The sequence below is a fragment of the Nocardia sp. NPDC056100 genome (genome assembly GCF_042266325.1).
Classification (GTDB): Bacteria; Actinomycetota; Actinomycetes; order Mycobacteriales; family Mycobacteriaceae; genus Nocardia.
The window spans coordinates 1,636,870-1,655,012 of record NZ_JBHJVY010000001.1; the positions used below are offsets into that span (position 1 = coordinate 1,636,870).

At 67.0% G+C, this 18,143-nt stretch carries 19 protein-coding genes; all 19 read right to left on the minus strand.

The window, feature by feature from the left end:
- Window positions 1-30: 30 nt before the first annotated feature.
- The 19 genes from dprA to ACFC0O_RS07635 all read right to left on the minus strand — a co-directional run bounded on the left by dprA (window position 31) and on the right by ACFC0O_RS07635 (window position 18,141).
- Window positions 31-1,293 carry a DNA-processing protein DprA gene (gene dprA, locus ACFC0O_RS07545; protein ID WP_375954672.1) on the minus strand — a complete coding sequence of 421 codons (1,263 nt, stop codon included), beginning with the start codon at window positions 1,291-1,293 and terminating at the stop codon, window positions 31-33.
- Window positions 1,290-2,798, minus strand: a complete 1,509-nt coding sequence (locus ACFC0O_RS07550) for a YifB family Mg chelatase-like AAA ATPase (protein ID WP_364630611.1) — start codon at window positions 2,796-2,798, stop codon at window positions 1,290-1,292. The genes dprA and ACFC0O_RS07550 overlap by 4 nt, the downstream gene beginning before the upstream one ends.
- A gap of 1 nt (window position 2,799) precedes the next feature.
- On the minus strand, window positions 2,800-3,159 hold the full coding sequence (locus ACFC0O_RS07555) for a YraN family protein (protein ID WP_375954674.1): 360 nt from the start codon (window positions 3,157-3,159) through the stop codon (window positions 2,800-2,802).
- 85 nt (window positions 3,160-3,244) lie between these two features.
- Window positions 3,245-3,550, minus strand: coding sequence for a DUF2469 domain-containing protein (locus ACFC0O_RS07560; protein ID WP_067514125.1), 306 nt, complete (start codon window positions 3,548-3,550; stop codon window positions 3,245-3,247).
- A gap of 43 nt (window positions 3,551-3,593) precedes the next feature.
- The gene (locus ACFC0O_RS07565; protein WP_364632760.1) at window positions 3,594-4,331 is read right to left on the minus strand and encodes a ribonuclease HII; all 738 of its coding nucleotides are present in this window, start codon (window positions 4,329-4,331) and stop codon (window positions 3,594-3,596) included.
- Window positions 4,332-4,362: 31 nt separating this feature from the next.
- The gene (lepB, locus tag ACFC0O_RS07570) at window positions 4,363-5,154 is read right to left on the minus strand and encodes a signal peptidase I (protein WP_375954677.1); all 792 of its coding nucleotides are present in this window, start codon (window positions 5,152-5,154) and stop codon (window positions 4,363-4,365) included.
- Window positions 5,155-5,228: 74 nt separating this feature from the next.
- Complete coding sequence (gene rplS / locus ACFC0O_RS07575) at window positions 5,229-5,570, minus strand: 50S ribosomal protein L19 (RefSeq protein ID WP_364630604.1); 342 nt, start codon at window positions 5,568-5,570, stop codon at window positions 5,229-5,231.
- Between the two features lie 221 nt (window positions 5,571-5,791).
- Window positions 5,792-7,459 carry an alpha-keto acid decarboxylase family protein gene (locus ACFC0O_RS07580; protein WP_375954679.1) on the minus strand — a complete coding sequence of 556 codons (1,668 nt, stop codon included), beginning with the start codon at window positions 7,457-7,459 and terminating at the stop codon, window positions 5,792-5,794.
- A 23-nt stretch (window positions 7,460-7,482) separates the two neighbouring features.
- Window positions 7,483-8,352 carry a hypothetical protein gene (locus ACFC0O_RS07585; protein ID WP_375954680.1) on the minus strand — a complete coding sequence of 290 codons (870 nt, stop codon included), beginning with the start codon at window positions 8,350-8,352 and terminating at the stop codon, window positions 7,483-7,485.
- 312 nt (window positions 8,353-8,664) lie between these two features.
- Window positions 8,665-11,109: a Tex family protein gene (locus ACFC0O_RS07590; RefSeq protein WP_375956033.1), complete on the minus strand. Its 2,445-nt coding sequence runs from the start codon at window positions 11,107-11,109 to the stop codon at window positions 8,665-8,667.
- A gap of 108 nt (window positions 11,110-11,217) precedes the next feature.
- On the minus strand, window positions 11,218-11,907 hold the full coding sequence (trmD, locus tag ACFC0O_RS07595) for a tRNA (guanosine(37)-N1)-methyltransferase TrmD (RefSeq protein ID WP_375956036.1): 690 nt from the start codon (window positions 11,905-11,907) through the stop codon (window positions 11,218-11,220).
- Window positions 11,908-11,912: 5 nt separating this feature from the next.
- Entirely contained in the window at window positions 11,913-12,452 is a 540-nt protein-coding gene (gene rimM / locus ACFC0O_RS07600; RefSeq protein ID WP_375954682.1) for a ribosome maturation factor RimM, read from the minus strand.
- A complete protein-coding gene (locus ACFC0O_RS07605) occupies window positions 12,453-12,695 on the minus strand; it encodes an RNA-binding protein (protein WP_067574801.1) in 243 nt (80 codons plus the stop codon).
- Window positions 12,695-13,141, minus strand: coding sequence for a 30S ribosomal protein S16 (rpsP, locus tag ACFC0O_RS07610; RefSeq protein WP_364630590.1), 447 nt, complete (start codon window positions 13,139-13,141; stop codon window positions 12,695-12,697). The genes ACFC0O_RS07605 and rpsP overlap by 1 nt, the downstream gene beginning before the upstream one ends.
- A 201-nt stretch (window positions 13,142-13,342) precedes the next feature.
- Window positions 13,343-13,897, minus strand: coding sequence for a dihydrofolate reductase family protein (locus ACFC0O_RS07615; protein WP_375954685.1), 555 nt, complete (start codon window positions 13,895-13,897; stop codon window positions 13,343-13,345).
- 306 nt (window positions 13,898-14,203) lie between these two features.
- Window positions 14,204-14,782 carry a Uma2 family endonuclease gene (locus ACFC0O_RS07620; RefSeq protein WP_375954687.1) on the minus strand — a complete coding sequence of 193 codons (579 nt, stop codon included), beginning with the start codon at window positions 14,780-14,782 and terminating at the stop codon, window positions 14,204-14,206.
- 214 nt (window positions 14,783-14,996) lie between these two features.
- Window positions 14,997-16,097 (minus strand): amidohydrolase family protein, encoded by a 1,101-nt coding sequence (locus ACFC0O_RS07625; protein ID WP_375954689.1) that lies wholly within the window; start codon window positions 16,095-16,097, stop codon window positions 14,997-14,999.
- Window positions 16,098-16,171: 74 nt separating this feature from the next.
- Entirely contained in the window at window positions 16,172-17,074 is a 903-nt protein-coding gene (locus ACFC0O_RS07630; RefSeq protein ID WP_375954690.1) for an NAD-dependent epimerase/dehydratase family protein, read from the minus strand.
- An 89-nt stretch (window positions 17,075-17,163) separates the two neighbouring features.
- A complete protein-coding gene (locus ACFC0O_RS07635; protein ID WP_375954692.1) occupies window positions 17,164-18,141 on the minus strand; it encodes a BMP family ABC transporter substrate-binding protein in 978 nt (325 codons plus the stop codon).
- Window positions 18,142-18,143 lie beyond the last annotated feature (2 nt).

An 18,143-nucleotide genomic window follows, 5' to 3' on the forward strand; every position in this document is an offset into this window, starting at 1 on the left:
GGCCCAGGTGCCATCGCGCCGCGACGCGGTTCAACGATGCCGATCGTGTTCGGCCACTATCGCCTGCGCACCGACCGGCGCGGACTGGTTCAGGCGGTACCAACCGGAGTCATCACAGGCCACCAGCCCGGAAATCTCCAGACCGGACAGCGTCGCGCGAACCGCGGGCATCGAGAGGCCGGTCTCCGCGACCAACGACCGCGGCACCCGCGACCCGACCGCGGGCAATGCCGCATAGATCAGCGCCTCCTCATCGGACAGGTTGTCCTCCGGCGCGGACGGCACCTTCCCCGGCAGCGAAAGTCGCAGCGGCCCAGCCTCATCGAGAATGTCCGCCGCGCTGGTGACCAGAAACGCCTCCCCCTCCCGAATCATGCGATGACACCCCACCGAAGCCGCGGAGGTGATCGGCCCGGGCACCGCCAACGCCGGACGTCCCAGTCGCCGAGTCCATTTCACGGTATTGCGCGCCCCACTGCGCGCACCCGCCTCCACCACGACCACGGTGTCCGCCAAGGCCGCGATGAGTCGATTCCGCGCCAGGAAATGATGCTTACGCGCACCGGTCCCGGGCGGATATTCGCTGACCACCAGCCCCGTGGCGGCAATCTCGGCCAGCAGATGATCATGCTGCACCGGATACGGCCGGTCGACCCCACATCCGAGCACCGCGATCGTGCACCCGCCCACCGCGAGCGCCGCCCGATGCGCCATCCCATCGATCCCGAAGGCAGCCCCCGACACCACCGTCCACCCCCGCACCGCGAGTTCCCCGGCGATCTCCCCCGTCGCGTGATTCCCATACCCGGTGCTGCACCGCGCACCGACGACGGCAACGGCCCGCTCGGTGCACTCCAGCAGCGAACGCGGCCCCCGCGCCCACAACACCAGCGGCACAGCGGCGGCCTCATCCTGCTCCGGATCCAACTGTCGCAATCCCAGCATCCGCCACGCGGGCCACTCCGCATCATCCGGCGTAATCACCCGTCCCCCAAGCCGATCCATCAACGCCAAATCCGCCTCGGCCTGCTCGGTCCCCCGCCGCGATTCGGTGGGCCCGCGCAACACTTCCGGCAGCGCACATGTACGCACCGCCCGCGCCGCCTCCACCACCCCCACCGACTCGATGAGCGAACTCAGTGCGGCACAGGGCCCTTCCACCACCCGCGACAGATAGACCCATGCCAAGCGCCGCTCATCGTGGCTCTTGCCGGATTCGGCTGCGCCGCATTGCGGTTCAGGTGCGGAATCCAGTCCACCCCGGGCGGGACCGTGGGGCCGGTGGTCACTCATGCGGCACCTCGCTGGCGGAAGTTCAAGGCTTGCAGGATGTCCTGGGCGGTGGGGAGGTCGCCGCCGCGTAAGTCGCAGACGGTCCAGGCGACTCTGATGGCACGATCCGCGCCGCGGGCGGACATGCGGCCGTGGCGGAGGGCGTTTTCGACGGGGGCGAGGGCCTCGCGGGGGAGGCGGAATTTCTGGCGCAGGATGTGGCCCGGGACTTCGGCATTGGTGGATAAACCCAGGGCGGACCAGCGTTCGGCGGCGGCGTCGCGGGCGACGGCTACGCGTGCTCGAACAGCCTCGCTGCTTTCGACTTCCTCCCCGCTGAAGGCGCCCGCGGATTGGGCGTGCATTTGAACTGCCAGGTCTATGCGGTCCAACAATGGCCCCGAGAGCTTGCCGAGATAGCGGCGGCGGGCCAAAGGGGCGCAGATGCAGTCGATATCGCGGGCGGGGGCGCAAGGGCACGGGTTCGCCGCCAGGACCAGTTGGAATCTGGCCGGATAGCGGGCTACGCCGTCGCGGCGGGCTATGCGAACTTCGCCCTCCTCCAAGGGAGTTCGGAGCGCCTCCAGCACCTTGGTACCTATCTCGGCGCATTCGTCGAGGAAGAGGACGCCGCGATGGGCGCAGCTGGCCGCTCCCGGGCGGGCCGAGCCCGAGCCGCCGCCGATCATCGCCGCGACCGAGGACGAGTGGTGCGGCGCGACGAAGGGCGGCGAGAAGATCAGCGGGTGATCGTCGGAGAGGATGCCCGCCACCGAATGGATGGCCGTCACCTCCAGGGATTCGCGTTCGCGCAGCGGTGGCAGCAGGCCCGGAAGGCGTTGGGCCAGCATGGTTTTGCCTATGCCCGGCGGACCCGTCAGTAGCAGGTGGTGGCCGCCCGCGGCAGCCACCTCCAATGCCCAGCGGGCTTCGTCCTGGCCGACCACCTCGCGCAGATCGCCGACGGGTGGCAGCAGCGGCGGCGAGGCGGGTGCGGGCAGGGCCAGGTCGAAGGTGCCGCGCAGCCAATCCAGCAGTTCACCGAGGGTGGACGCGCCCAGCACCCGGATACCGTCCACCAGCCCGGCCTCGGGCAGGGCGGCCGTCGGCACCACGACGGTGGCGCGACCGGCGGTTCGGGCGGCGAGGACCGCGGGCAGGATGCCGCGCACACGGCGCACCCGGCCATCCAGGGCCAGTTCGCCCAGCAGCACCGTATCGGCCAGCCGATGCGCCGGAATGGTGCCCGCCGCGTCCAGCACGGCGGCGGCCAGGGCCAGGTCATAGACCGAGCCCACCTTGGGCAGGGTCGCCGGTGACAGGGCCAGGACGACCCGCCCGTCCGGCCACTTCTCCCCCGTATTGCTGACCGCCGCGCGCACCCGATCCCGGGATTCCTGCAGTGTCGTATCGGGCCGCCCGACCAGATGCACCGAGGGCAACCCCTGGCCGATATCGGCCTCGATCTCCACCAGGGTTCCGTCCACCCCGGCCACCGCCACGGAAAACGCTCTCCCCAAAGGCATCTCAGAACACCGCCTTGAGGTGTTCGATCACAGGTTCGGTACCGGGCCGCATCAGCACCGACACCACATCGAACCGGACCCGCCGCCACGGCCCCCGCTGTTCGTGCAGCCACAGTAGGGCCAGCCGCCGAATGCGCTGCTGTTTGAGAAAGGTGACCGCCTCGGCGGGCGGGCCGAAGGCGCGACTGCGCCGGGTCTTCACCTCGACGAAGGCGGTGATCCCCTCACCGTCCCGCCCGATCAGATCCAGTTCCCCGTACCGGCATCGCCAATTGCGGGCAACGATCTCCATCCCGGCGGCGCTCAGATACCGCGCCGCCAGCTCCTCCCCATGCGCTCCGAGCGCGAGATTGTCTCCCATTCAGCCAGCATGGCCGGGCCCATGACGGACCCGGCCATGCCGACCTGCGGAAACAGACTGCCTGTGGATGACGGAAGGCTGTGGATTACTCCGGAAGCCGCAGGTCAGGCTTCTCCAGCTCTTCGATATTGACATCTTTGAAGGTGATGACGCGAACATGCTTCACGAAGCGGGCGGGCCGGTACATATCCCAGACCCACGCATCGGACATGCGCACCTCGAAGTACACCTCGCCATCGGCGTTCTGCGGCCGCAGCTCGACCGTATTTGCCAGGTAGAAGCGGCGCTCGGTCTCCACCACATATGAGAACTGGCCGACGATGTCCTTGTACTCGCGATATAGCGAGAGTTCCATCTCGGTTTCGTACTTCTCGAGATCCTCGGCGCTCATCGGGTGGAACGTCCTCCTTGTCGCCCAACTGGGTGTACGGACATCATCCCGCATACGCGGTATCGGTAGCCACCCGGCCGGTCTCCCGCACATTGCGCCAGGACCGCCGGTGCTCACTGGTGATGCCCAACCGCCGCAGGGCCTCGGTGTGTTCGGGCGTGTTGTAGCCCTTGTGACCGGCGAAACCATAGCCGGGGAATTGCTCGTCGAGCTGGACCATCATGCGGTCCCGGGTGACCTTGGCGAGCACGCTCGCCGCGGCGATGCAGGCCGCCGTCGCGTCGCCGCCGATCACCGGCAGCGACGGCACCGGCAGCCCGGGCACCCGGAACCCATCGGTGAGAACGTACCCGGGGGTCGGGTCCAGTCCGGCCACCGCACGCCGCATGCCTTCGATATTGGCGACGTGAATACCGATGGAGTCGATCTCCCAGGCCGGGATGACGATCACCTTCCAGGCCAGCGCGACCCGCTTGATGATCGGGAACAGCTCCTCGCGCGCGGCCTCGGTGAGCTTCTTGGAGTCATCGAGCCCGGACAGCGAGGTGTACGCCTTGGGTGCCAGCAGACAGGCCGCCACCACCAGCGGTCCGGCGGACGGACCGCGGCCCGCCTCGTCGACGCCTGCGACCGGACCCAGTCCGCTGCGGATCAACGCCGCCTCGAGAGTGCGTAGCCCGCCCGCGCGCCGCATGACGACGCGCGGCGGCCAATCGCCGCGTTCGATCGGCTGAATCTTCTTGCCGCCGCGCGTTTTGCGCGCCACGCCACCGTTCGCCATCTTCCCCACCGGTCGATTATCCCGCTCGAGCTCAGTTGGTCTGCGGGTCTTGCGACTTCACGAATCCGATCCGGCCCAGCGGCCAGATCTTGTAGACCGCCTTACCGCGCACATCGTCCACGGGCACGGTGCCCTGCAGTTCATCACGCATGTGATAGCGCGAGTCGGCGGATTCGGCGCGGTTGTCGCCCATCACCCACAGATTGCCGTTCGGCACCTTGATCGGGCCGAACGCGCGGCCGCCCGCGTTGAACGGGACATCCGGGTGCTCGGGATCGAATTTATTGTTGAACTTCACGTACGGCTCGTCGAGTGGCTTGCCGTCCACCAGGATTCGGCCCTGCGCGTCGCAGCACTGCACGGTCTGCCCGCCGGTCGCGATGACCCGCTTGACCAGATCGTTCTCATCCGGCGGCACCAGGCCGAAGAACGAGAAGAAGTTCTGCACCCCGCGCATCACGGTGTTCTTCGAGCGGATCGAGGTGTAGTGCTTGTTCCAGTCGTCGGTCGGGCCGACGAACACCACCACGTCACCCGGTTTGGGATCACCGAAGTAGTAGCTCAGCTTCTGCACGTAGATGCGGTCGCCGGTACAGCCCGCGCAGCCGTGCAGGGTGGGTTCCATCGACTGCGACGGAATCACGTACGGCCGTCCGATGAATGTCACCACCAGCGCCGTGATGACCGCGGCGATGCCGATGAGCATCGGCAGTTCCTGCCAGAACGGCCGCTGCTTCTTCTTCGGCTTGGGCGTCGGCGCATCCGCTGCCCGACCGCTGTCGTCCGCACCGGACACCGTCACCGACTCGCTCTCGTCTGCCACCGGAACAGAGTAGCCCGGCACCGCGAAGAACCATGCGGTGCCGGGCTACTCGGCGTTCGGAGCGAAAAGCTATATCAGCGCTTTTCCTTGATCTTCGCGGCCTTGCCACGGAGATCGCGCAGGTAGTACAGCTTCGCGCGGCGGACGTCACCACGGGTGACGACCTCGAGGTGATCGATGTTCGGCGAGTGCACCGGGAAGGTGCGCTCCACGCCGACACCGAACGACACCTTGCGCACGGTGAAGGTCTCGCGGATGCCACCGTTCTGGCGGCGGATCACGACGCCCTTGAAGACCTGGATGCGCTCCTTGTTGCCTTCGATAACCTTCACGTGCACGTTGACCGTGTCACCCGGGCGGAACGCCGGGATGTCGGTGCGCAGCGACTTTTCGTCGACGAAGTCGAGGGTGTTCATTTCCGTCCTTATATGGATTCGCGCGAACAGAGGAACCTGGTGGCTACCTGCCCGGAAGGGAGATGCTCTACCGGTTCGTGCTCCGGATATTGGGCGGTGCCCCGGCAGCCGTGTTCAACACTCGAACACGTCCAAGGCAACCTGAGCATTGTGCCAGACGGAACCGCCCGCGCTGTAATCGGGGGTCCACCGCCGAACCACCTGATCAGCGTACGAGGCGGTCAGGAGCGACTGTTCGCGCGGGTGATGGCCGAGGCGATATCGGACACCAGCGGCGGATAGTCGGTGCGGCCGGTGACCACCTGGAGGAAGACCAGGCAGTCCTGGGCGGCCGCGGCTACCTCCAGGCATTCGCGGAGTTCACCGACCGTGGTCGCGCGCAGGGTGAGCACCGAATCCTCATCGCCGCCGAACGCGTGCGGGAGTTCGGACCAGCGCCAGGGCGCGATGTCGTTGTACGGGGCGGCCGGGCCGTGGATGGCGCGTTCGATGGCGTAGCCGTCATTGTCGACCAGCACGATGACACCGGTCAGTCGCTCACGAATCCAGGTGCCGAGCTCCTGGATCGAGAGCTGGGCCGCGCCGTCACCGATCACCAGCACCGCGCGCCGATCCGGACAGGCCAGCCCGGCGCCGAGCGCGGCGGGCAGGGCGTAGCCGATGGAACCCCAGAGCGGCTGGCCCATGAAGGTGATACCGCTCGGCATGCGCAGGGTGGCCAGGCCGAAGAAGGCCGAACCCTGGTCCGCGACAACCACATTGTTGTTGTCCAGGGCTCCGGCGATGAGCGGCCACAGGGTCGCCTGGGTGAGCGGGGTGTCACCGGGATCGGTGACGGCGGGGATGACATCGGCGGTGGGGGTGGTCTTGTCCGGGGCCGCGAATTCAGCGGCTATTTCGGTGAGAATCTCCAGCGCCGCCGGGAGCGAGAGCGGGGCGTACGCGTCCACACCGCCGATGACCGTGCGCTCCGGGCCGATTTCCATGGTGCGCCGCGCATCGATGCGATGACTGAATCCGGCGGTGATGCTGTCGGTGTACTGCACGCCGACGGTCACCAATCGCTCGGAATCCTCCACGGCCGCGCGCACGGTTTCCGGTGAGGCCGCACCGGTGTAGACGCCCAGGAAGTTCGGCGTCGATTCATCGACGAGGGTTTTGCCCCAAGCGAGCGTCGCGTACGGCAGATCACCGGCGGCCAGCAAACCGCGCAGCTGATCCGTCGCGCCGATGCGATTGACGAAGACGTCGGCGAGCACCGTCACCCGGCGATCGGCCAGGAATTCGCGGGCCGCCGCGGTGAAAGCCGTTCGCGCACCGGCACTGCTGAAGTCGGCGGGCGGGGCGAGGGGCGTGGTCGGCGGACTCACCTCGATGCGCGCGGTATCGGTGGCGAGCATGAGATATCCGGGACGTCGGTGCACCAGCACCGAATTCAGCACCCGATCGATTTCCTGACAGGCATCGGCCGCGCCGAGATCGGCTTGCGCACAGGTCACTTCGGCGGCGATCCGCCGGAAATGATGGAAATCGCCGTCACCGAGCGTGTGATGGATGATGCGGTGATTGGCCTGAATGTCCTTGGCGGGCACGCCGACGATATGCACGACGGGCACGTACTCGGCGTAGCTACCGGCGATGGCGTTGACGGCGCTGAGCTCACCGACGCCGTAGGTGGTGACCACCGCGCCGATGCCGCGCAATCGCGCGTACCCGTCCGCGGCGTATCCGGCATTGAGTTCATTGGCGCTGCCGACCCATCGGATACCCGGATGCTCGATCACGTGATCCAGGAATTGCAGGTTGAAATCGCCTGGGACACCGAATATCTCGGTGACGCCGAGTTCGTGGAGCCGATCGAGCAGGTAATCGCCGACAACGTAGCCCATGCCCAACCCTGGCATGCCGACCGTCAGTCAGCAATCTTTCTGCTACCCAGGTGTGGCGTGGGTAACGGGGCCGATGGGGCCGGAACGACGGTGCGCACCAACTCTTCTTCGGCGGCCCTGCGCACATGCGCGACATCCGGGCTACCCGCGACCAGATCCTGCAGGAAGATCTTGGCCCGGATCACCGGCCGCCGATATTTGCGCTCCCGCACGATCGCGCGCCGCATGCGGCCGCGGCGGTTGCCGTATCGCCAGCGCGCCCACGGCGCACCCGGACGGCTCAACCGCAGTGCGCCGACCACCAGCAGCGGCGGGAAGAACATGCCGAACAGGCCGGTCCAAATCTTGCCCTTGGCGATGACGATGGCGGCGAGCAGCAGATTCACCACCGCGAACGCGGCGATCAGGGTGCGCTCGGCGGTCCCGGGATCGCGCCGGAAATCATTGATATCGAGCAGCCACAGCGGATGGAAACCGAGCAGCAGCAAACCGGTGACCGCGACCGCGACGAATACGGCGTCCACCGAAGTACGGCCCTGCTCTTCCCAATACACGTCACGCAGGTAGTAGATGAGCGCGAACTCATCGAGCACCAGGGCCGCGCCGACGCCGAAGACCGCCGCCACCGCGCCGACCACACCGCTGCTGCTGTCGTACAGCGTCACCAGCGTGACGCCCGAACCCAGCACCAGGATCACGCCGAACACCATGTGGTGGATGTGCACATCGCCCGCGCGGACATTGCCGGGCCACCAGCGCACCTGTTTGCGAATGAGCCGCACGCTGATTCGAATCAGGATGAAACCGACGATGAAGCCGAGTAGCAGGCAGGCCAGCGGTAGCCGCCCGTTCTCCACGACGTCGTGCTCCCACCAGCGGTGCAAACCCTTCATCCCAGTCTCGTCTCCACGATCCGTCGCGCCGGCAAGGTCACGACCGAGCGTAGCGACGCCTCGGGAGTGCCCACGTCAACGCCATTCTGCACCCCGCCGTCAGCCGCTCCGTGAACCCGAACCAACGGGGAACAAGACAAAAGGCACCGGCACGGACGAGCCGGTCAGCGGTGACCGCCGGGCCGAGGCACGAGGCCGCACAGGCGGTCGACCCCCGGTGGTTACTTCGCCGCGGGGTTCGCGGACGAGCGCCGATGCGGTGGCGTGGGCTCCTCTCGGGATTACCCGTGCCACCGCATCTGCGTGCGAGATCTACTTGCCGAAGCCCGCGCGGCGGAGGGCATCGGCCATCGAGCCGCTCGGGGCGGCCTGCGGACGGTTACCGCCGCCCTGGCGTGCGCCGCCACCCTGACCGCCACGGGCATTGCCGCCTTGGCCTCCGCCCTGGTTGCCGCGTGCGCCGCCGCCCTGGCCGCGCGGGTTGCCACCGCCCTGGCCGCCCTGACGTGCGCCGCCGCCCTGGCCACCGCGCGGACGTCCTTCGCCGCGTTCGGGTTTGGGCGCGCCGGGCTCATCGTCGAGGCGCAGCGAGAGGCCGATGCGCTGACGCTGCACGTCCACCTCCATGACCTTGACCTTCACGACATCGCCGGATTTGACGACCTCGCGGGGGTCCTTCACGAAGTTGTGGGACATGGCGGAGACGTGCACGAGACCGTCCTGGTGCACGCCGACATCGATGAAGGCACCGAAGGCAGCCACGTTGGTGACCACGCCTTCGAGCACCATGCCGGGCTTGAGATCCGCGACCTTCTCGATGCCAGCCGCGAATTCGGCGGTCTTGAATTCGGGGCGCGGGTCACGGCCCGGCTTCTCGAGCTCGGCGATGATGTCGGTGACCGTCGGAACACCGAAACGCTCATCGGTGAAGTCGGCGGGGCGCAGGGCGCGCAATGCCGTGGTGTTGCCGATGAGTTCGTGCATACCGCGACCGCTGGCCTCGAGCATGCGGCGGACCACCGGGTATGCCTCGGGGTGCACCGAGGAGGTGTCCAGCGGATCGTCGCCGCCGCGAATGCGCAGGAAGCCCGCGCACTGTTCGAAAGCCTTGGGGCCCAGGCGCGGCACGCTCAACAGTGCGGTGCGGCTGCGGAACGGGCCGTTGGCATCGCGGTGCGCCACAATGCTTTCCGCGACCGAACCGGTGATACCGGAGACGCGGGACAGCAGCGGCACCGAGGCGGTGTTGACGTCCACACCGACGGCGTTCACGGCGTCTTCGACAACCGCGCCGAGCGAGCGGGCCAGCAGCGTTTCGGAGATGTCGTGCTGGTACTGGCCGACGCCGATGGACTTGGGGTCGATCTTCACGAGCTCGGCCAGCGGGTCCTGGAGGCGGCGCGCGATGGAGACCGCACCGCGCAGCGAGACATCCATATCGGGCAGTTCCACCGAGGCGTAGGCCGAGGCGGAGTACACCGACGCACCCGCTTCGGAGACCACGATCTTGGTGGGCTTGTTCTCCGGAATGCGCGAGATGAGTTCGGCGGCAAGGGCATCGGTCTCACGGGAGGCGGTGCCGTTGCCGATGGCGATGAGCTCCACCTTGAACCGCGCGACCAGTGCGCCCAGTACCGCCAGGGACTTCTCGGTCTGACCGGTATGCGGGTAGATGACCTCGGTGGCGACGGCCTTACCGGTGGCATCGACCACGGCGACCTTCACACCGGTGCGGAAGCCCGGGTCCAGGCCCATGGTGGTGCGGGTGCCCGCCGGTGCGGCGAGCAGCAGATCGCGCAGGTTCATGGCGAACACGTCGACGGCGTCGCGTTCGGCGCTCTGGCGCAGGCGCATCCGGATATCGATGCCCATGCTCACCTGGAGCTTGGTGCGCCAGGCCCAGCGCACGGTGTCCAGCAGCCAGGTGTCGGCGGGGCGGCCCTGTGCGGCGATACCGAACTTGTGCGCGATGCGGCCCTCGTAGACGGTGCGCTCGCCGGGCTCCGGCTCTTCGGTGTCGGCCTCGAGGTGCAGGGTGAGCACCTCTTCCTTCTCACCGCGCAACAGCGCCAGGATGCGGTGCGAGGGCAGTTTGGAGAACGGTTCGCTGAATTCGAAGTAGTCGGCGAACTTCGCGCCCGCCTCTTCCTTGCCCGCGCGCACGCTGGAGCTGATCTGCCCGCGATTCCACATGAGTTCGCGCAGTTCACCGACCAGATCGGCGTCCTCGGCGAAACGCTCCACCAGGATGGACCGCGCGCCGTCGAGCTGTTCGGCGTCGTACTGCGCGGGATCGGTGGCAGGATCGCCGATCAGGGCGTCGGCGACGGGCTCGTGCCCGGCCTCGCGCGCGATCTGCGCCTTGGTGCGCCGCTTGGGCTTGTACGGCAGGTAGATGTCCTCGAGCCGGGCCTTGGTGTCGGCGAGCATGAGCTGCGCGTGCAGCGCGTCGTCGAGTTTGCCCTGGCCCCGGATGGATTCGATGATCGAGCCGCGGCGGTCGTCGAGTTCGCGCAGGTAGTTCAGGCGCTCATCGAGTTGGCGCAGTTGCGCGTCGTCCAGACCGCCGGTGACCTCCTTGCGGTACCGGGCCACGAACGGAACGGTGGAGCCCGCGTCGAGGAGTTCGACGGCGGCACGCACCTGTTCTTCCCGCACCCCCAGTTCGTCGGCGATACGGCGGCCGACACTGGCTAGGCGGACGGTTCCGGTTCCGGTGGAGCTGACGGTGTCTGCGCTGACAGGTTCGGAGGCTATCGTCACGCCCGCAGACACTACCGTCGTGCGGCGACAGGCTCGCACAGTGCCGCACCTAAAACCGATAAACGCCGCGCCTGAACGGCAACAAAGCGAACTGCGCGAAGATTATTCGCCGTCGGGCGGCAGCAGATCGGGGCGGCGGGCGCGGGTGCGCTCCAGCGACTGTTCGTGACGCCAAGCATCGATCTTGGCGTGATTGCCCGAGAGCAAGATGTCAGGGACGTCGAGTTCACGCCAGGACACCGGGCGGGTGTAGCTGGGGCCCTCCAGGAGTCCGTCGGAGAACGAATCCTGTTCGTGCGACTGCTTATTGCCGAGCACGCCGGGCATCAATCGCACCACGGCCTCGGTCATGACGAGCACCGCGGCCTCGCCGCCGATCAGCACGTAGTCACCGATGCTGACCTCTTCGACGCGCACGCGCCGGGCGGCGTCCTCGAAGACGCGCTGATCGATGCCTTCGTAGCGACCGCAGGCGAACACCAAATGCTTTTCGGTGGACCATCTTTCGGCGGTGCGCTGGGTGAACGGCACACCGGCGGGGGTGGGCACCACCAGTAAGGCGTCGTCGGGGCAGACGTCATCCAGCGCCGGACCCCACACGGTGGGTTTCATGACCATGCCGGGCCCGCCGCCGTACGGGGTGTCGTCGACGGCCTTGTGCACGTCGTGCGTCCAGTCACGCAGATCGTGTACGCCGACTTCCAGCAGCCCCTTGTCGATTGCCTTGCCCAGCAAGGCCGTTCGCAGCGGCTCCAGATATTCGGGGAAGATCGTGACGACGTCGATTCGCATCGCGCTCACTCCGGATCCAGCAGACCCTCGGGCGGATCGATGACGATCAGAGAGTCGGCGATCGATACGGTCGGGACCATCGCATTCACGAAGGGCACCAGGATTTCTCGGCCCGCGGGACCCGGGAAGCCCTCGGCCGCGGTGATCGAAAGCAGTTCTCCCGCAGCGGAATGCAGCACCTCGCGGACCTTGCCCACGACGGTGCCGTCACCCAATTGCACGGTGAGACCTTCGAGTTCGTGATCGTAGTACTCGTCCGAATCCTCCGAGGGCGGCAGATCGGCGGTGTCGATCACGAAAAGCATGCCGCGCAACGCATCCGCGGCTTCACGCGTGACGAGCCCGTCCAGACGCACGAGAAGCCGGCCCGAGTGCTCCCGAGCCGACTCCACTACGTACTTCTGGGTCTGCTTCGCGCGCGGCAGCCGCCCCGAAAGGGTGCTGCCGGGCGCGAAACGCAGATCCGGCTCGTCGGTGCGGACCTCTACGACGAGTTCGCCACGCACACCGTGCGATTTGGCGACCCGCCCGACGACGAGTTCCATCTATTGATCCGTGTCGACCACGTCGACGCGAATACCCTTACCGCCGATACCGGCGACGAGGGTGCGCAGTGCGGTCGCGGTACGTCCACCGCGCCCGATCACCTTGCCCAGATCATCGGGGTGCACATGCACCTCGACGGTCCGGCCACGACGGCTGGTGATCAGCTCGACGTGGACATCGTCCGGATTGGCGACGATGCCGCGAACCAGATGTTCGACGGCATCGGCGACGACGGCCGTCATTACTCGGCAGCCGGGGTCTCGGCAGCCTCGGTGGAAGCCTCGGCGGCCTCCTCCTTCTTGGCGGCCTTCTTCTTCGGGGTGACGGCCTCGGTGGTGGGCTCGCTGTCGGCGGCGGCCAGCGCGGCGTTGAACAGGTCCAGCTTGGACGGCTTGGCGGCCTTGGTCTTCAGGGTGCCCTCGGCGCCCGGCAGGCCCTTGAACTTCTGCCAGTCGCCGGTGATCTCCAGCAGACGCTGCACGGGCTCGGTCGGCTGCGCGCCGACACCCAGCCAGTACTGCGCGCGCTCGGAATCGATCTGGATGAGCGAGGGCTCTTCCTTCGGCTGGTAGATGCCGATGGACTCGATCGCGCGGCCGTCACGACGGGTACGGGCATCGGCGACGACGATGCGGTACTGCGGGTTGCGGATCTTGCCCAGACGGGTCAGCTTGATACGAACAGCCATGAGCTGTGCCTTTCGATGGCGGCCTTCCACACGGGAAAGCCTGAGTGGTCACGGCGCAATTCAGCAGCCCACACGGGGTGGACCCGGTTTTGCGTTGAGTGTGTGACCGCCGCGCGGAACGTATCCGGAGACGGGCTGCACTGTCCTCGACGAGGACGAGCGACCATTCTGCCAGACGGGGTGCACGCCCCGGAAATCGGGCTAGTCGGTGCGGTAGCGCAGCAGCACGATGCCGGAGCGGAACTGTTTGCTCTCGACCAGCCGCAGCGCGGGCACCTTCGCACCCTCGGGGAACAGTCTCGCGCCCTGGCCCAGGACCACCGGATAGACGAACAGCCGGTATTCGTCGACCAGTCCGGCGGCGGTCAGATCGTGCACGAGGGTGATACTGCCGGTGCTGACGATATCTTTTCCGGGCTGCTGCTTGATCGCGCGCACCTCGTCGAGCGAGCGCAGCACGATCGAATTGTTCCACCCCGGATCGCCCATGGTCCGGGACACCGCGTACTTGCGCATCTCGTTCAACTCGGCGGTGATGCCGGTGTCATCGTCGAGCTGCTTGGGCCAGTACTCGCGCATGCCCTCGAAGGTGACCCGCCCGTACAGCACGGCATCGCACGCCTCGGTGTGCTTCATGAGTTCGGCGAGCACATCGTCGAGTTCGCCCTGCTCCCCCGCGCCGACGGTGAACCACCCCTGGCTCGCGTCGATGACTCCGTCGAGCGTGATGTTCTGTGTGACAACCAGATCCCGCATGATCAACCTCCCTATCGGTGCAAATACCTATCCAATAGGGACTCCCCGGCCGCCGGGAATTCATCGGTGACACGAATCAGCCCACCGGAGCCCGCGCGACTCCGATGGGCTGTCCGCACGGTCCTAGTGGCCGATGCTGCCGGTCAGCAGCTTGACGACCAGTCCGGCCAGCACGGCCGTCGCAAAGCTTTCAACGGAACCCAAGGTCTTCTCCTAACAAGGTGGAACGACAAAACATGTGAAGCATGACTGATTCACTTGTTCCGCGTAGTCGAATCCACCAACCTGTGAGCCGATTTCGCGCGGTCAGCTCAGAAGTGCGGTAACCACCGTGACCGGGACCGGCCCGGGCGCGACAACGGTCTCGCCCGCCGCCGCGTAGACCTCCTGCCGATACCGGGTTTCACCCATCCGGTAGCAACAGAACTTGGCAGGTTTGCCCGCGAGCAGCTCGACGGTCCACAAATACCGAACGCGAGCGGACGCATAGCCCGCCACTTTCGTATCCCGCTCCTCGCGGGTATTGCCGGGCGACCACACCTCGACGGCCAGCACGAGTTCATCCGGCTCATAGCTGGTCCGATCGATACCGGCGCTGACCACGGCAACATCGGGAATGACGCCGGTCCGGAACGCGGTGCTGATCTTCACCGCGACCGCCGGTAGAACACGTAGATCCGAACGACCCGCCTCCGAGACGGCCGCGTCGAGGAGTTTCGCAAGCTGGAACGAGGCATGTTGATGCCAGCCACCAGGCGCAGGTGTCATATAGCGGTACCCCAGGATGAGTTCGAGACGGGATCCATCAACCGGCTGCTCCTCAGCTAGCCAGTCCTCCACGGTCGTCGGCCCCAGTGGGTGAATAGTCGAAACCTCCGCTGTCATGGTCATTTCCGTCCGATCATGTCGCCACATGCACGTGCGGTCGGATTACTCTCGATCCCTGCCATTCTGACATGCATCACCGACATGAAAGCGCTGATGCGAGGCGTAAACCGCCCACGACGGGGTGCCGGAACGGTGCTCATGGCAATTCCCCTCCGAATGCCTGGGTCATTGGATTCTAGGAGGGTGGGCGGCGGGCGAATAGCCCATGGAATTACCGGTATGCGGTGACCGGGTCGCGGCGGTCGTAGACGTGGCCGCGCAGCACCACCCAGGCGGGGGTGGTCAGGGCGGTCAGGTCGAGGCGGGGGTCCTGTTGGTAGACAATGAAATCGGCGCGGGCGCCGGGTTCGATGCCGGAGCGGCCGAGCCAGGTGCGGGCATTCCAGGAGGATGCGCCGAGGGCGTCGTGGTTGGAGAAACCCGCGCCGGACAGGGCGGAGATCTCGTCGGCGATGCGGCCGTGCGGGATGGAACCGCCCGCATCGGTGCCGGTGTAGATGGGGACGCCCGCATCGTGGGCCTTGGCCACGGTCTCGCGGGAGCGGCGATGCAGATCGCGCATATGCGCCGCGTAGATGGGGAATTTGCCTGCGCTGTCGGCGATTTCGGGGAAGGTGTCGATATTGATCAGGGTGGGAACGAGCGCGGTGCCGTTGCGCGCCATCATCTCGATGGTGTCATCGGTGAGGCCGGTGCCGTGCTCGATGCAATCGATGCCCGCTTCCAGCAGGCCGTACAGCGCGTCCTCGCCGAAGACATGCGAGGTCACCCGCGCGCCCTCACGATGAGCGGCGTCGATGGCCTCTTTCAGAATGGCGTCGGACCACAGCGGGGCCAGATCCCCCACCGACCGGTCGATCCAGTCACCGACGATCTTGACCCAGCCGTCCCCGCGCCGCGCCTGTTCCGCGACGATCTCCGGCAGGTCGCGCTCATCGTCGAGTTCGATCCCGAGTTCGCGAATGTACCGGCGCGGCCGGGCGATATGCCGCCCGGCGCGAATGATCTCCGGCAGGTCTTCGCGCTCATCGATGAACCGGGTGTCGATGGGTGATCCCGCATCGCGCAGCAATAGCGCACCGGCATCCCGCTCCACTTCGGCCTGTGCCACCGCACCCGCCGAATCCTCGTCCCCGCCACCGTATTTGATGCCGACGTGACAGTGCGCGTCCACCAGTCCGGGCACGATCCAGCCCGAAGCGTGCACGGTGTCCGCATCGGCGATCGGCTCGTACGAGATAACCCCGTCCCGCACCCAGATATCGCGCAATTCCCCTTCGGGCAGCACCACACCACGGAAATGCAGACGCATCGCCGGCCTCCTCGCCACGTCGTGTCCGGACACCCTCGGCTCCACTACAAACTACCGCCGCGCGGTGCGCAAGATCAGCGGGCGAAGGTGCGCCACGCCTCGCGGGCGCTGGGGTACCGGGGAGACCAGCCGGTGGCCGACTTGAACCGGGCATTGCCGACCCGCAGGGATCGGGTCGTCGAGGTCATCCGGTGTCCCGCCAGCAGGGTGGCCCGGCCCGGACCGCGCAGCCACGGTCGCGCGCCCGCGGCATCTGCGAGGGCGGTGGCGTAGTCGCGGTGGGTCAGCGGCTCGTCATCCACCACGTTGTAGGTCCCGGCATCGACGGTGAGCGCGGCGACTACGGCCGCCGCGCCGTCCGCGAGATGGATCGTGGAGATGTACGCGTCCGGAGGGCCGGTCATGATGACCACGTGGCGGCGGGCGAGGGCGAACATCTCCGCGCTGTGTGCCGCGCCGGGTCCGCAGAAGACGCCGAAGCGCAACACCACGCCGGTCCGGCCCGCGGCCGTGTAACCGTCGGTATTCGCTTCGGCCGCAATGTTTCCCGCCGCTCGGGGGTAGTGGTCGACGGGCTGGTCCTCGGTGATCCAGTCCGCGCCGCGATCGGGGTAGATCATCGAGACGGATTCCTGCACCAGGCGCGGGATTCCGGCCCGCACCGCGGCGGCGGTGACGGCGGTGGAACCCTCCACCCGGATTCGGGTGCAGCGCCGCCATGCTCGTTGCGATAGCCACTGCCAGGTGGCGGGTAGCGCCGTGGCCAGGTTCACCACGGCGTCGTGCTCGTCGAAAGCCGTTGCGAGAGCGTCGCTATCGAAGAGGGACAGGATCACCGGCGTCGCGCCCCGGGCGCGTATCCACTCCGCCTTCTCCGGTGTGCGCGCCAATGCCGTGACCTCGTGCCCCGCCCGCACCAGCGCCGGGAGGGCGTGACTCCCGATGGCACCCGTCCCGCCGGTCAGAAATACCTTCATGGGATAGCCCCCGCTTCCACCGAATCATTACTACAGCAAGTAGTAGATTACCTCGGTCGCTTCGAAGCGGGGGCCGAACGCGGGCGCGGTCATTTGATGGTGAGGACCCCGGCGGTCAAATCCTGCTTAACCTTCGCCATGGCGGCGGTGATCGCCGGATCGGTGGTGCAGAGCACGATATCGGTGGCGTTCTTGCCCGAGGCCAGCCCGAACGGGACCTGTTCGGCCTTGAAGGTGCCGTCCAGGACGGCGTGCACGGCGTATTCGAGTTCCGCGCCGGTGTCCTCCTTGACGAAGCCCGCATAGCCGCTGCCCGCCTCGCACGACTTGACCACCGGTCCGCCGACGACGGAGGCACTACCCTCCTTGGCCGCCTGGGCGACACCCTGGTGACCGAGGTTGAGCTGCTGGCCGAAAACGTCCGCGCCCGCGCCGATTCCGGCCTGCGCGGCCTGTTTGGCCTTGGCGACATCGTTGAAATCGCCCACGTACTGCGGTGCGAGCACGGTGATCTCGGGCTTCACCTGCTTGGCGCCCTGTTCGAAAGCCTTGGCGGTCTTGACGATCGCGGGCAACTCCAGACCACCGAGGAAGGCGACCTTGCCGGTCTTGCTGGTGAGCGCGGCGTACGCGCCCGCCAGATAGCCGCCGTCATCCTGCATGGGGTCGTAGTAGGCGAGGTTGGCGAGCGGGGCGGCATCGGCGGGGCCGCCGATCTCGACGAATTTCACCCCGGGAAAGGCGGGGGCGACCTGGCGCAGCACCGAATCGGTCTGACCGCCGAACGACACCACCAGATTCGAGGTGGACGCCAGCCGGGTGAGCACCTGCTGATAGTCGGCGGTCTGCACCTGCTCCACCTTGCTGAGTGAAACCTTCTCTCCCAGAGTGCTTTCGATGCGTTGATAGCCCTCGTACCCGGACTGCATGAAGCCGTCGTCGGAGAGCGAACCGGGGAACATGACACCGACCTTCAGCTTGCCGCCGGTGTCTTCCGCGCCGCTGCCGCACGCGGCGACGGACGCTCCGACGGCCAGGGTCAGCAGGGCGACAGCGATTTTCTTCATGG

What these genes read in the sequence shown, in the direction of transcription:
- ACFC0O_RS07620 (WP_375954687.1), bottom strand. Translation starts at nt 14,782, where the DNA reads ATGACAGCGGAGGTTTCGACTATTCACCCACTGGGGCCGACGACCGTG.
- ACFC0O_RS07585 (WP_375954680.1), bottom strand. Translation starts at nt 8,352, where the DNA reads ATGAAGGGTTTGCACCGCTGGTGGGAGCACGACGTCGTGGAGAACGGG.
- ACFC0O_RS07555 (WP_375954674.1), bottom strand. Translation starts at nt 3,159, where the DNA reads ATGGGAGACAATCTCGCGCTCGGAGCGCATGGGGAGGAGCTGGCGGCG.
- trmD (WP_375956036.1), bottom strand. Translation starts at nt 11,907, where the DNA reads ATGCGAATCGACGTCGTCACGATCTTCCCCGAATATCTGGAGCCGCTG.
- ACFC0O_RS07630 (WP_375954690.1), bottom strand. Translation starts at nt 17,074, where the DNA reads ATGAAGGTATTTCTGACCGGCGGGACGGGTGCCATCGGGAGTCACGCC.
- ACFC0O_RS07635 (WP_375954692.1), bottom strand. Translation starts at nt 18,141, where the DNA reads ATGAAGAAAATCGCTGTCGCCCTGCTGACCCTGGCCGTCGGAGCGTCC.
- rimM (WP_375954682.1), bottom strand. Translation starts at nt 12,452, where the DNA reads ATGGAACTCGTCGTCGGGCGGGTCGCCAAATCGCACGGTGTGCGTGGC.
- ACFC0O_RS07605 (WP_067574801.1), bottom strand. Translation starts at nt 12,695, where the DNA reads ATGACGGCCGTCGTCGCCGATGCCGTCGAACATCTGGTTCGCGGCATC.
- ACFC0O_RS07560 (WP_067514125.1), bottom strand. Translation starts at nt 3,550, where the DNA reads ATGAGCGCCGAGGATCTCGAGAAGTACGAAACCGAGATGGAACTCTCG.
- ACFC0O_RS07565 (WP_364632760.1), bottom strand. Translation starts at nt 4,331, where the DNA reads ATGGCGAACGGTGGCGTGGCGCGCAAAACGCGCGGCGGCAAGAAGATT.
- ACFC0O_RS07625 (WP_375954689.1), bottom strand. Translation starts at nt 16,097, where the DNA reads ATGCGTCTGCATTTCCGTGGTGTGGTGCTGCCCGAAGGGGAATTGCGC.
- dprA (WP_375954672.1), bottom strand. Translation starts at nt 1,293, where the DNA reads ATGAGTGACCACCGGCCCCACGGTCCCGCCCGGGGTGGACTGGATTCC.
- rplS (WP_364630604.1), bottom strand. Translation starts at nt 5,570, where the DNA reads ATGAACACCCTCGACTTCGTCGACGAAAAGTCGCTGCGCACCGACATC.
- ACFC0O_RS07550 (WP_364630611.1), bottom strand. Translation starts at nt 2,798, where the DNA reads ATGCCTTTGGGGAGAGCGTTTTCCGTGGCGGTGGCCGGGGTGGACGGA.
- ACFC0O_RS07580 (WP_375954679.1), bottom strand. Translation starts at nt 7,459, where the DNA reads ATGGGCTACGTTGTCGGCGATTACCTGCTCGATCGGCTCCACGAACTC.
- ACFC0O_RS07615 (WP_375954685.1), bottom strand. Translation starts at nt 13,897, where the DNA reads ATGCGGGATCTGGTTGTCACACAGAACATCACGCTCGACGGAGTCATC.
- rpsP (WP_364630590.1), bottom strand. Translation starts at nt 13,141, where the DNA reads ATGGCTGTTCGTATCAAGCTGACCCGTCTGGGCAAGATCCGCAACCCG.